Source organism: Lactobacillus kefiranofaciens, assembly GCF_900103655.1.
In the GTDB taxonomy this organism is placed as follows: domain Bacteria; phylum Bacillota; class Bacilli; order Lactobacillales; family Lactobacillaceae; genus Lactobacillus; species Lactobacillus kefiranofaciens.
Genome location: NZ_FMXC01000006.1, coordinates 40,494 through 55,288 on the forward strand (window position 1 = coordinate 40,494; position 14,795 = coordinate 55,288).

Consider the following 14,795-nt stretch of genomic DNA (forward strand, 5'->3'; position numbering starts at 1 on the left):
TTTGAAATCATATATTCAGCCCCCCTATTTCTATTTGCCTGACAGTTTCATTTTCTATGAACTCTATACTAGCTGTGTTTAATCATAACATATTTTATTTAATGCAAATAAAATTTTTTAATAAGAATATAGCTGTAAATAGAAAAAAGATGGAAAATCCATCTCCTAGTAAACTATTTAAATAAATCATTAAAGCTCTCGTAGTAAACTATTTAAATAAATCATTAAAGCTCTCGCTCATCGTTGGATGAGTGTAGATCTGATCACGTAATATTGCTGCAGGGATGCGCATCTTCATCGCCAAACTGATCATGTTAATCAATTCAAATGATTCAGCACCATATAATACAACACCTAAGATCTGTCCTGTTTTGGGTTCAAGCAGTGCTTTAAATAACCCACGCGGATCTTTTAACACTTGCGCTTTGGGAATTGCTGCCACTGGCAATTTTTTTAATTCATATTCGATGCCCTTTGCTTGCGCTTCTTTTTCACTCAAACCAACTCTAGATAACGGTGGAATAATGAACACGCTATAAGGTACATTATTACGATCAGCTAGACTACGCTTGCCAGTACCATATAGTTGATCCTTGATAATACGAAAATCATCTAGTGAGATATAAGTAAATTGTAGACCACCTTTGACATCCCCAATGGCCCAAACGTTATCGACGGTTGTCTTTAAATGATCATCCACTTTAATTGCACCGCGATCGGTTAATTCAATCCCTGTATTTTCCAGGCCTAACTTCGCGGTATTTGGCTCTCTGCCAGTGGCAACCAAGATTCGGTCAGCAGCAATGCTTTGCTCAGTATCATTCTTTTCATAATAAACGGTTTCTTGATCAATCCGCTTAATCTTGACGCCTAATTCAAACTTCACGCCACGATCTTCAAAATCATGCTTAATTGCTGTCGCGATATCATCATCTTCACGCGGTAAAAATTGTTCGTGCAAATCTAATACGGTTACTTGTGAACCATATTGCGCAAACATTGAGGCAAATTCTAAACCAATATAGCCCGCACCAATAATTACTAATTTCTTAGGCATTGTTGCCTGTTCCATTGCTGCAGTTGAATCAAGCACGGCTTTACTCTCGGCTAAACCTGGAATTGGTAACATCACCGGTACAGCTCCAGTATTGATAAAGATACGCTCACCACAATATTGTTTAACTTCTCCAGTAGTTGTCTTAACTTCGATCTCATGATCAGCGATAAACTTTGCTTCTCCATCAAGCAAGGTTACGGTCTTTTCATCAGCAAGCATATGATAGTTCTTGCCTCGCAGCATTGTGGTCATCTCATTTTTGCCATTCACAGCATCAGTAAATTCTACGCCATTAGCTGCTTCGATGATTAAGCGTTTGGATGGCAAACAAGCGATATTAATACAAGTACCGCCGTACATCTTGTCTGATTTTTCAATCATCAAGACTTCTTCACCCTTCTGAGCTAAAAACTTGGCTAATGTCTTACCACCTTTGCCGAAGCCGATAATAATATTCTTAATTGTTTCCATAATCATCCCTCATATTCGTACTTACTAAAAGTAATTAATTCTTTGATTAAAGTATACAAAATTCTTCAATATTTGTCATTATTTTTGCTTAAATAAACATGTTATAATCAGACTATAAATTTGATTCGAGGTAATCTTATGAAAATCAACAAAAAATTAATTCTTATTTCTGCGGCTCTACTAGCTACCACACCAGCTGTTGGTACAGTTACCGAAGTAAATATGCCAACAGTTCAAGCTGCAGCTAAACAAAAAAGAACAATTACAGTTAATCGTTACACCGGTTTATATAATTCGCGTGGTCAGGAATTAACTCATTACAAAGGCAAGCCTTTTATTACTTTTGGTAAAACTACAACTCTAAAATATTACGGCAATCCTGTGAAGATTAAACGTAATTACTACTATTATATTGGTCATGGCGCCTATGTAGACGCGAGTTATTTGACAAAAATTAATGGACACAAGGTATTATCTCTTAATCATAATTCTTATGTCTACACTCGTTCGGGCAAACGAACTAAGAAATTGTTACGTAAAGGATTAAGTTACGCTTTTACTGGCAAGTATGCTAAAAATGAAACAGCTACCAATTATGTTTTCAGTCGTGGCAAGAATAATTACCAATTAAAGACGGTACGCATCAAAGGCAACGATTTCTTCCAAATCAAGAAGAATCAATATATTAAAGTTGCCAATATTCAAAGTATTGAATCTAATCAATTAGGCCTTTCCCAAATGAAAGTTACCATCAAAAAGAACACCCCTATTTTAATTGTTGGCGCAGATGGGTATGCACTTTCCAGTGGCAAGACAGCAAAGAAAGGCAAAAAATTTACAGTTGATGCGGAAGTTGGCATGAATGTTGGCGCCAATTCTTCACCTCATGCATACCGCATTAAGGGCACAGATACTTATCTCTGGGTAACGGACGCTTACAGCAGACAAAATGTTGCTACTTTTGCAGCTAGTGTCTCAGATTTAAAGAATTACACCGTTCGCCCACCTAAAGACAATTTGCAGTTTTTCAATAGCAATGGCGAGAATATTACGCCAACTGGTTTCATTTATCCAAGACATCAATTACTAGGTGTCGATGGTCAAATGTATATTTGGGTGCCAAAGGAAAATAAGGCTGAACTTTTCTACCATATTGTCGCTACTTCCAAGTCATTCGATACTGTTCATAAAGCTAACAGTTCGTATCGAGATGAAAGTATTGAAATCGGCAATGCTTTTGTAAAAGAAGCTGATGTAGAAACTTATGGTGGCTTAAAGAAGCCGGAGTTGATCAATACTGCTGCTGAAGCTCAAGCTGATGCTCAAAAACAAGCCAGTGCTAGTGAACGCAATAAATTACAGGCTTTGGTTGATAATGAGGATACTGTTAAGTCTTCCACTGCTTATAAGCTGTCGCAGCATTCTACCCAGGAAAATTACGATACTTCAATTAAAGAAGCGCAAACTATGCTTAAATCTAAGCGTAATTTATCTGTCGCTGAAGTAAAATTAACAACTTGGATTTTGCAAACCAGAGTTAAGAATCTCTATGGCAAAAAGATCACAGTAACGAATATTGCTAAGTTAACCAAGACGGAAATTAGACAATTACAGTCTTTACTTAGTTCTGTATCCTTCAATAGCAATGACGGCAAGACTTTCACTAGATACAGTTATGATCGATCCTCTAAAAAGATTGAACGCATAGTTACTACTAATGGTAAAGTCGTATCCAAGACCGAAGTTCCATTAACTGATTTTGTTAGTGAAAAATAGCAAAAATTAAAAGATCTCTTAGAGTTTACGCTCTAGGAGATTTTTGTTTGTCATTTTTTCTCAATTAGTTCAAGATAATTTTGATACAAAGTCTGACGCAACAATGGGTCATGAGCATAGATATAGGTGCCATATACTCCACGCTTAAACAGCACATTAATCATGTTCATAAATAATCGCTTTTTAGCTTGATTAAGTTGCTTTAGAGTGAACAAATCTTTGCGCTTTTTAAATGCTTCAATATCGGTGAACTTCTCAGGATCGATCTGCAATCGATTCGTTCCTGGAATCTGTGAAATCGGTGGACTTAAAATAATGCCAGTGTAATTCAAGTCGAAACCCTGACAAGTATAAATCGACCCTACTTCATTAATTGTCTTTGGGATTTCTGCCCAAGGCTTAGAAGTGTAATTGTACTGATCCCATGGCATCTTAAATTTTCCCTCAGTAATGTAATGCTTGCCGCCATCCAGTGTTGATGGATATCCCGTCGTTGATAAAATGCGCGATAATCCTACTTCATTGTTACGCTTGACTATCTCCTGTCGCATTTTTTCTGCATCATCAAAAATACGGAAATCGTAGTTCTGACGCGCATTCTGAGGGAATGGTAAAATTTTACCATCATCGGTGAAATGATTAAACCACTCAAGTAGTTCATCACTGGCATTTACTCTAAATTGATGTGTTAAATGGTAGTCTTCATGCGGATATTGATGAGTAATCTGTTCCAGTTGCTGGGTAGTCCAAAAACTTTTAGTTCTTAAAACTTGATATGGATCAAAAACTAGAATTACGATTTTAGCTCGCTTAATTAACTCTACCAATTGATTTTGATAAGTAAAATTGTTGTACGGATCTGCCCGTGATAAAAGCAAGTGAGCTTCGTCAATGACTATTAAGTCTACGGTTGCACTTCTTTTGTCTAATTGATTAATCAGTGAGGTTGGACGAGTAAAATCTTTTTTATAAAGATGAGGCAAATTGCCAGCGATCTCTTTGTATACTTTTAAGATTTCGGGATGATTAACGACAAAATAATTAGTTGTTCCATATAATGCAGAAGTTTTATCTGTTCTGGCAGCTACTTGAATTTCATTGAACAAGTGCGCTAAAACGACGCTCTTACCAGTGCCAGCATCCCCATACACCGTAAAAATTGCCGGATAATCTTGTTTAATATGTTTTTTAGTGAATTGCAAAATGGTATTTACCAGTTTATTTTGCTCGGCTGTTAACTTTTTAAAAGGTGACAGCTTTTGAGTTGCATCATTAATGAGGTCGGTGGTCAATATGGTTACTCCCTTCGTAAAAATAAGTTTTAGGCTACTTAACTATTATATTACATTTTATATAGACTTAACTTTTTTAATAATATTATCATTTAGGCAATAATAGAACAACAAAGGAGAAATATATGAACTTAGCAAAAATTCGTGGCGGCGCTGGCGACATTACCCAGCCTAACCTTAATGCACGTATTCAAGACAATCTTTATTTAGCCGTGAATTCCGAATGGATTTCTAAGGCGAAGATCCCTGCAGATCGTCCAGCAATCAGTAGCTTTGGCGAAATTGATTTAAAAATTGAAAAGGAATTGATGGACGACTTAGCTGCCTTTGCTGCTGATAAGAAAGACATGCCTGCTGTCCCTAACTTTGACAAGGCAATTGCAACTTATAAGTTGGCCGCTGATTTTGACAAGAGGGATGCTGAAGGATTTAAGCCTGCTGAAGCTGATTTACAAACTTTAACAGATTTAAAGGATATTGCTAGCTTGAAGCAAAACTTGGCTAGCCTTTTCTTACGTTTTAGTTTTCCATTCTACTTTGAAGTAGAGCCGGATCGTAAGAATACCAAAGTTAACTCTCTGTCTTTTGACCGTAATTCTTTGATTTTACCTGATACGACTAGTTATCAATCCCCTGCTTCTAAGCAATTGCTCGCCGTTTGGCAAAAGCAAACCGAAAACTTGTTAAAATTAGCTGGTGTTGATGAAGCAGCTGCTAAAAAGTACACTGCTGATGCCCTTGCTCTTGATGCTAAGATTGTTAAGGTCGCTAAATCTGCCGAAGAGCGTGCAGACGATGTTGCACTATACAATCCAATTAAGACCAGCGACTTTGAAGAAAAGACTAGTTCTTTAGATTTAGGCCAATTATTAACGCAACTGTTTGATCATCAACCTGAGAAAGTTGTTGTTCGTGAGCCAAAATTCTTGGATCATTTTAACGAATTATTCAATGAAGCAAACTTTGCTGAACTCAAGGGTTGGCTCATTGCTATGTTTATTAATAAGGCTGCAGGATTCTTATCAGAAGAGTTCCGTCAAGCTGCATTTCCATTCCGTCAGGCTACTTATGGGCAAAAAGAATTGCCTAGCCAGGCAAAAGAAGCATATCACACTGCTAATCGTCTCTTTAGCGATGTAATTGGTGTTTATTACGGTCAAACTTACTTTGGTGCGGATGCTAAAGCCGACGTTGAAGATATGATCCATCGCATGATCGATGTTTATGAACAACGGATCAATGCCAATGAATGGCTGTCTCCTGCAACCAAACAAAAGGCAATTACTAAGCTGCGTGCTTTAGTGCTAAAGATTGGTTATCCAGATAAGATTGAACATGTTTACGATCTCTTCCAAGTTGAAGATGATTTGTACAGTACCCAAGCTAATATGCGAGAAGTTGATTGGAAATATAATTTTGCTAAATTGTACAAGCCAGTTGATCGCAGCGAATGGTATATGCCGGGCAACTTAATCAATGCCTGTTATGATCCGCAAAGAAATGATATCACCTTCCCTGCTGCTATCTTGCAAGCACCATTCTATGATCTTAAGGCTTCTCGTGCTACTAACTATGGTGGTATCGGCGTAGTAATTGCGCACGAAATTTCTCATGCTTTTGATAACAATGGCGCCAAGTATGATGAATTCGGTAATATGAAGAATTGGTGGACTAAGAAAGACTTCGCGGAATTTGAGAAACGTACCCAAGCCGAAATTGACTTATTCGATGGGATCAAGTATGGTCCAGTTACCTTGAACGGTAAATAAATTGTGAGTGAAAACATTGCCGATCAAGGTGGTTTAACCGCGGGAATCGAAGCTAACAAGAATGAACACGGCGATATGCAAGAACTGTTCAAGAATTATGCTCGAATTTGGGCAAGCAAAGAATCCCCTGAGATTATTAAGACAATTGCTGCTTTTGACGTTCATGCTCCTGGCCCTGAGCGAGTTAACGTCCAAGTTCAATGTCAGCCAGAATTCTACAAGGCCTTCAATGTTCAAGAGGGCGACGGCATGTGGCTTGATCCAGATAAGCGGGTAGTTATTTGGTAAAATTAGTTAATACTACAATGATAAGCATCTCTTAATGGGATGCTTATTTTTTCTTCTTTTAGAATAAAAATGGTGTAAAATATACCTTATTTCATTAATTCTATAAGGAGGAAAAAATAATGTTAACCGTCACACTTTTATACAACATAGTGCCTATCTTAATAATGATCGGCGTTGTTGTTTTCACCCGACATAAGGCTCTGCCAATTTGCTTATTGCTAATAGTATATCTAGCAGCCTTTGCTATCACCTATTTTAAATTGCCATCCAAAAATATGCTTAGCATTATCTGGGGAAATTTAGCCTACGGTATCATCTATGCTGTAGCAACATATTTCTTAATGACTATTACTAAAGAAGAACGCCTCAGAATCAAGCTGATTGTTAAAGTAGTCTCAATTACAATTGCTGTTTTAGCTGTAGTTTCTCTGGGTGGATTCTTACATTCATTCCTGTCTGTGAAGCCTACCTGGAATTCGATTGATAAAGTATATTCTAAGAGTAATAAAGCGCCAACCTTCAAGCGTGGTGAGACACCCATTGCCTTGGCACCCAAGACAGTCATTAATCGCGTGCGCAAAGCTTCTTCCGATATTCCACATAGCCAATACTACTCAATCTCAGATCAAGTTCAGGCACAATTTTTTAGGAATAAACCAGTCTACGTTGTCCCTGTTGAATACAGTGGCTTTTGGCAAATGATGAAAGCCAGTAGCATTCCTGGTTATTTCATTATTGATGCTACTAAGCAAAATGCTACGCCACAATTCATCAAAAAACCGTATAAATTTGCAACAAGTGCCTACTTCAATAAGGATGCGGCACGCCAGATCTATCGTCATTCTACTAGTTGGCTTGATTTAGGTTCACCTCAATTAGAAATTGACAACAATGGTAAGCCATATTGGGTACAAACTTTGTACAAATCCGAGTTCTTAAGTCACCGTGTCAATTATCGTAAGCTACACGTGGCAGTAATGAATGCTCAGTCTGGAACCGTTAAGATTTATTCTATAAAAAATATGCCTAAGTTCATTGATGAAGGAATTACTACTGCAATTGCCAATAAGCTTAATATTGACTTCGGTAAGTACAAGTATGGCTTCTGGAATTTTAGCCAAACCGGTGTAATGAAGCCTACAGGCAATGGTGTTGAAGACGGTGTCACCTCTGTCTTTAATCGTGATGGCTCAATTAGTTACTTTACTGATTTTACTACCGATAAAACTGGTTCAGATTCAGCCTTAGGTTACAGCATGATTAATGCTCGCACAGGCCGGTTGACCTTTTATCGCGCTAACAACATTATGGATAGTGATGGTGCTAAGAATAATGCCAATCAGGATTATAAGGCTCAGCAATGGAAGGCCAATATGCCTATCCTGTATAACGTCAATAGTCGTCCAACTTGGGTCATGACTATCCTTGATTCGACAAGTGCAATACGTGGCTACTATTACCTAGATGCGGCTGATCAAAGTGTCTATGGAACTGGCTCTACCCCAACTAGTGCGCTTGATGCCTTTAGGCAAGCATTAGTTAACAGCGGCGCGAAGATTGGTAACACTGATAAGGCAACTATGAAAAGTGTTAAAGGAGTTGTCGACCGTGTTGCAGTTGTTTCCAATCAAAATAAAGTAATGTTCACTTTGAAAAATAGTAAGACGATTTATACTGTGAATACATCAGACTTTGATTTTGCTAACTTGATGAGACCTAATGATAAGGTGAGCTTCAAGGCTAATATAGTTGCAAAGAAAAGCATTGGCAATGTAGCAGAATTTAAAGATGATAATTTAAGATAGACGTACGACGATATCTGTGCTTTTTAGCGTGGATGTCGTTTTTTATTTGCTTTTTGATTGAAATTGAATAGAGTTTGGTTTTTTGTTTTTTGATGTGGGTGGCATAGTAAGTTGATTTTTTATTTTTAGTTTAGTAACAACGGATTTATATAGCATTTAGTAAAAAATAAAGTCGATATTTTCTATCGACTTTACTTAATTTTAATTATTCAACTGGTTTAAATTTTTTAATATTCACGCTTTTTACATACTTATTATGACCGATTCTGTACGCTGTCTTGCGGTAATGCTTAATAGCTTTGTATTTGCCACCATATACAGTAACTTTAGTGCCCTTCTTTAAGAGTTTCCGTGATACACGTTTACCATTTGACTTATAAACAAATGAGTTTCTCTTCAAGGTAACTTTTGTACCAGTAACATTTCTTACACGTACATACTCATCGGTATCAACAACTTTATAGAAATGTTGTCCCTTGATTGTGTAAACTTTAAGTTTACCATTCTCATCAGTGACCAGGTTCAATTTTCCATAACCTGAAACAACTTTATCCGTCTTTTCAAGATCTTTGGTATAAAGAACTGACTTATACATTACTGTAGTCTTCTCACCTATTTCAGCCGGTGTATGAGACTTTTCTTTATCAGTATCTTCTTTTTTATCGGAGTCATTATTTGTAGACGGAGTTGCTGGGGTTGATTGAGGATTTGAAGTTGGTTCTTGATTTACTTCAGGTACTGTTGGAATAACTGGTTGAATTGGTTCAATTGGTTTATCTGGAATTTTAGGAGCTACAACCAAGTTCTTAGACAAAGTATCAAGTACCTGCTCCATTGTCTTAACTAAATCAACCTTGCTGTTTCTATCGTTTAAAACCTTCTCAGTTGCTGTAATAGCTGCAGTTACGGCTGCACTAGATTTAGAAGTATACTTAGTCAAGTCATGCTTCTTAGCTTGAACTAATTTAGCACTCAACTTTTGCTTTTCAGCTGCTAAAGTCTTATCTGCTGATTGAGCTGGTTTTTCTGTCTTTAATGCTAATGCTTTTTCTGCTGTATCAAGAAGAGCAGAAGTCTTCTTAACATCATCTACATTTGCATCCTTATTATCAAGTACCGCATAAGCTACTTTCAAAGCACTAGTAAACATTGCCTTAGAAGCATCTGTGTATTTATCAAGATCCTTCTTTTCTGCTGCGCTAACTTTGGCTTGCAAATCATTTTTAGTCTTAGTTAAAGCTTCATCTTTTTGTGGAGTTGTAGTAGTCAACTTTTGTTTAGCTTCAGTTAAAGCTTTAGCTGCTTGCTGAACTTCTGCTAATGTAGCATTTTCCTTGCTTAATACATCCTTAGCTTGCTTTAAGGCCTGTTCATATGCAGACTTAGAAGAAGTAGTGTACTTGGTCAAATTCACCTTCTTGTTAACTTGTTCGCTTAATTCTTCCTTTGCCTGTTTCAAGTCCTTATCTTTATCAACTTCAGGCTTAGTTGGCTTTTCATTTAGACCTGTTACTTCAACAGAAACAATCTTAGATTCATTACCATATTTATCAACAGCCTTAAACTTCATTGTTTCATTCTTGGTAACCTTAACTCCATCAGTAGGAACGGGCTTAAACGTCTTACCATTGTCAGTACTATACTCGACTTTAGCATCTTTTACTTGAGTCGTTGCTGTGATAGTACTTGATTTGCCATCTTTTGCCTTAACCTGCTTAATTACAGGATTATCCAAAGTCTTAGCTGGTTCATAGTAAACTGTTACAGCTTGCTTGCTAGAATTACCTTGAACATCAGTAACCTTAACTTCAAAGACATTCTTACCTGGCTTCAATTCAACTTCATGCTTAAAGCCTTTCTTAACACCATCAGTACTATGATAATCGACATCTGACCAATTAGATTCAACATCATTGTCATTAATTGCTAAGTCATAGAACTTATAATCATCGCTAACAGTCCCACTAATAGTAAATTTATCTTTGGTAGTATAAACGGTATCTTTTCCATTAAGATTCAAAGCTGGAGCATTAGCATCTACGTAGAAGCTCAATCTTTCTTGACTAGTTTCTCTAACTGTTGAATCCCCTACAAGAGCTGAAAAGACCTTAGCGCCATGTTTACCAATGTCTAAAGTTAACTTAAACGTTTGGTCAGGATTAATCTTTACATCCTTACCATCAATTTGCAAAGTAGTGGTTGGTCTCTTAACTTTACCAGTAATAGTTAACTTGCCAGTCTTTGGATCGTAATTCTTAGTCTTAGCATTAACATTAGTAGTGCCCCAGCTTATGTCATTATCAAAGGTGACATCCCCACTAGCAACAGTGATCTTGCCCCGGTCACTAGACTTAACTTTTTGGGTAACAGTAGATTTATTACCATCAGCATCAGCTGTAACTATAGTAACGTCATTTTCACCATATTCTACCGGCACTTCAGCACTAAAGGTATGATCAGCTGCTAGCTTAGCAGGTACTTTTTGATCACCATTCTTGATTTCAATGCTCTTAGTATCAGCACTTACTTTACCAGTTAATTTAACAGAACCTTCTGATGTTTGGGCCAATTTAGCAGTCTTACCATCATAACTCTTTGTTCCATCAACGGCTAAGCTTTCTACCTTAGCAGGAACCAAGCTAACTGCAATATTCTTCTGTTCAATCGGAGTCTTATGATCTTCATCAGCATAGAACTTAACTGCCATCTTGTAATCGGCTTTAGCTACTGGAATATTAGTTTCAAAACTATTAGTAGTCTTGTCATACTTAACGGTTAGGTCGTGCGTCTTATGATCCTTATCAGTGTAAGTTCCATAAAGTTGAGCAGGATACGTCCCTGTTACTGTATAATTACCACTTTTAGCGTCATAATTATCTGTCTTAGAACTAATCTTTTCAGGCAAACCACCATTGTCAAGAACTAATCCATAGGTGCTTTCGCCTGGCTTATTGCCCTTGCCTGAAGTAGTACCTGCGTTAGCTGCATTATCAAATAAGGCTACCGAATAATCATTTTTACCCGCAGCTAAAGACTTAGCTTGTGCATCAGTTAGATTAATCTTAACTTGTTTAAAGCCATCTTTACCTGCTTTAACTGTAGGATCATATTGAACTTGACTAGAAATACCATTGACTGAAACATTCGCATCCCCACTCAATCCACTAAGTTCATCCTTAGCTTCTGCGGTCAAAACATATTTAGTTTGTTCTTTTCCTTTGGCATCTTTAATCTTAGTAGAAACAAGCTTTAAGTTTCTTACTGCTGGTTTTGTATTATCTACCTTGACAGGAATATCATAATGTTGTTGTTTCTTTGTTCCATCTACTGTAGCTACAATTCTATACACATAACTACCTTCTGGAACACTAACTTTTTTACCCTTTTGCTGATCAAAGTAAGTTCCATTCCAAGACGGTGCACTATCAAAGTAAGTATATGTTTGGCCTTGAGCATAGTAATAAGTCTTCGGTACATTAGCCAAGGTAGCTAAAGTATTAATTACCTTACCCTTGTTGTTCAAGATCTGAATCTTTACATTATTAGCATTTCTATACAAGTAGTAAGTTGGCTTAATCCACTTAAATTGACTGTCTTTTGCAGTAGAAATCGCAAACTTAGACGAATCAAAACTGTACTGACCCTTCTCATCCTCATTCAAACCTGGATTAGTATTATCAGAATCGTTACCTACTGTTACAGTAGTACCCATAATACCTTGGTCAGGTTGAAAGACATTCTTGTCATTTAATTTAGCGAAAATTGGTATATCATTACTTGCCCAATCACCATAAAAGCCCATATAAGGCAATCTTAACTGCGACTTATTATCTGATGACTCAAATGTCAAAAAGCCCTCAACATATTGATTTTCTTTAAAACCATTCGGCACTGTTAAAGTCAATGAAACTTCTTTAGTCGAATTAGCGGGTACTTCAATCGATCCATTTACCTTAACCGATGCTCCATCAATCTTCTTATCGTATAAGACTGCATTTTTATCAGTAGCAGAAGTGTAAACGTCCGAATTTTTACCATTATTAGCTAGCTTATAAGTAAGTGGCTTATTAGTTCGGTTAGTGAATTTAACGGTAAACGTCTTAGTATTTTCTTTGAAATCTTTTAATTCAACGGCTGGATAATTATTACCAGCAGCAACTGTTGAAGGATTCTTAGCTATTGCGTTAATAGCTGCTTGAGCATTAATAAAACCAGCACCTTGCCGCCGAGGTGAAACAATTACATTTTCATGACTGACATCAGGCTCAATACTTGCTGTATTCATTTCAATATTCTTAACAAAAGCAGTCTTTTCACTAGCACTCATCTTTTGATAGAGATTATAGAAGGTACCCTTCTTATCACTCATTGCTTGTTTAACTAAAGCTTGAGTTCCGGCAATAAATGGAGAAGCCATTGAAGTTCCTGACATATTGGTATAGCCATTATTATTTTGAGTTGACCAAATATTACCACCAGGTGCAGAAATATCAGGCTTAAAGGCCAAATTAGATACGGGACCATATGAAGTAAAGCTTGACATCAGATCAGATTTAGTTGTCGTATTAGCCAAAGGTTGAACTTCAATATTGACCTTTAATGCTTCATTAGGATGTCCTTCAACATATTTAACTAAAGCAGCACCAGCAGTGTCAGACAATCCTGCAGTTGGAAAGCCCGCATTATATTGCGCATTAGTCAGTGGACCTGCTTCATTATTAATAACAATCAAACCTGCGGCTCCGGCTTTTTCTGCGAATTTTTGCTTATCTGTAAAGGACAGATCACCACGTTTTACAATTGCAATTTTACCCTTAACGTCAGACGTATATTGATCAGCAGACCCTACACCTAATTTACCATCCTTACCTTTAACGACATAGAACTGTTTATTGTTAAAGAAAGTCTTATCTGTACCATCAGAAAGTTGGGTAGTTTCTGGACCTAAAATAGTAGTCTTACCATCAGCAGATTTAATAGTAATTCCGCTTGTAGTAATTTTAGTATTTTTAGCAGAAGATACAGTAGTTGCACTTCTAGCTGTACCAGGGGTACCTACCGTTTCCATATCAGGGTTACCATAGTAGGCTTTATTGTTGCCTTCAGACTCTGAGTTAGTAGTACCAGCATTACCAGCCGAAATTACTGCAGCAGTTCCTTTCTTAGTAGCACGATCAACAGCAGCAATTTCAGGATCATTGTCAGTTTGCTCACCTGAAGTAGAACCTAATGACATATTCAGGACATCTGCATGCAATTTAGCAGAGTCATCAATTGCACCAATGATACTAGTAGAATCAGTAGTTGCTGAACTATCTGAATTAGAAAAGACTTTCATTGCCAATAATTGTGCTTCAGGTGCAACACCAACTACAGATTTAGTATTATTTGATGTTCCGTTAGCTGCAACAATACCAGAAACGTGCATCCCATGTTGTTCACTAGGATCATCATCAGTAATCTTTTCATTATTATCAGCATAGTTGTGACCATAAGGAACTTTATCAGTAAAGTAACGACCATAGCCTGCCTTCTTGGTGAAGTCGGCAACGTCTTTTTGAGATAGTTTTGCTTGCTTATCATCACTTAGACGCAAGTCCTTATGATTAGGATCAATTCCTGTATCAATAATTGAAACGACTGTACCTTGACCCTTATATTTATAGTTGTTCCAAACAGTTGAAACATTGGCCATATTATCAGCAGACGAATCATTAGTATAATATACTTTAGCTAAAGTAACTGATTTAACTCCAGGCAATTTTCTCAACTTCTGAATATCTTTAACCTTAGCTTTAGTTGCAAATCCATTCACAACGTAACCATAACTCTTACCAATTGCTTGTTTGGTAATAGCTTTTACTTGGCTTTTAACTGTAGATTGAGAGGCAATTACTTGCTTAGAAGCTTGTTCAATCTCGGCACTGCTTGCATTTGCTTTAATACTGCCATTAGTCGCAGCAGGTGCGGATTTTAATTGAATAATTACATCAACATAAACATCTTGCTTTTGCTTAGGTGTTAAATGCTTAAAAGCTACACCTTTAGCAGCAAGTTGTGCTTCAATCGCCTTTTGAGTTACTCCAGTTGTAGTGGTTTTAACTGTAGCGGCTGCTTTTTTACTAGATTTAGTTTGACTTTCTACACTAGCTTTTACATTATTCTCTGCAGTGGTGAATGCAGGGATACAGGATAAAGCCGCTGCACATAAAAGAGTGCCTACATATTTACTTCTCTCCATAAGATGATCCTCCCATCTTGATTAAGGATAAATTACATAAAAATTAATCATATTTAAGTTTTTATTAAATTTATTAATTTTAATTAGACATTAGAC

Annotated in this window: 5 protein-coding genes and 1 pseudogene; 3 read left to right on the forward strand and 3 right to left on the reverse strand. The window is 36.9% G+C overall.

Features of this window, described 5'->3' with window-relative positions; genetic code table 11:
- Positions 1-208 precede the first annotated feature (208 nt).
- On the reverse strand, positions 209-1,528 hold the full coding sequence (locus BLP58_RS03925; protein WP_013854069.1) for an FAD-dependent oxidoreductase: 1,320 nt from the start codon (positions 1,526-1,528) through the stop codon (positions 209-211).
- Between the two features lie 138 nt (positions 1,529-1,666).
- On the opposite strand from BLP58_RS03925, the gene BLP58_RS03930 reads away from it, so the two are divergent.
- Positions 1,667-3,304 carry an SLAP domain-containing protein gene (locus BLP58_RS03930; RefSeq protein WP_013854070.1) on the forward strand — a complete coding sequence of 546 codons (1,638 nt, stop codon included), beginning with the start codon at positions 1,667-1,669 and terminating at the stop codon, positions 3,302-3,304.
- A 50-nt stretch (positions 3,305-3,354) separates the two neighbouring features.
- On the opposite strand, the gene BLP58_RS03935 is transcribed toward BLP58_RS03930, so the two are convergent.
- Complete coding sequence (locus BLP58_RS03935; RefSeq protein WP_013854071.1) at positions 3,355-4,596, reverse strand: DUF2075 domain-containing protein; 1,242 nt, start codon at positions 4,594-4,596, stop codon at positions 3,355-3,357.
- 125 nt (positions 4,597-4,721) lie between these two features.
- Here BLP58_RS03935 and BLP58_RS03940 point away from each other — a divergent pair.
- Positions 4,722-6,653 (forward strand): annotated as a pseudogene (locus BLP58_RS03940) (M13 family metallopeptidase).
- Positions 6,654-6,772: 119 nt separating this feature from the next.
- Complete coding sequence (locus BLP58_RS03945) at positions 6,773-8,458, forward strand: hypothetical protein (protein WP_013854072.1); 1,686 nt, start codon at positions 6,773-6,775, stop codon at positions 8,456-8,458.
- Between the two features lie 205 nt (positions 8,459-8,663).
- On the opposite strand, the gene BLP58_RS03950 is transcribed toward BLP58_RS03945, so the two are convergent.
- Positions 8,664-14,699, reverse strand: a complete 6,036-nt coding sequence (locus BLP58_RS03950; RefSeq protein ID WP_013854073.1) for a S8 family serine peptidase — start codon at positions 14,697-14,699, stop codon at positions 8,664-8,666.
- Positions 14,700-14,795: the final 96 nt, after the last annotated feature.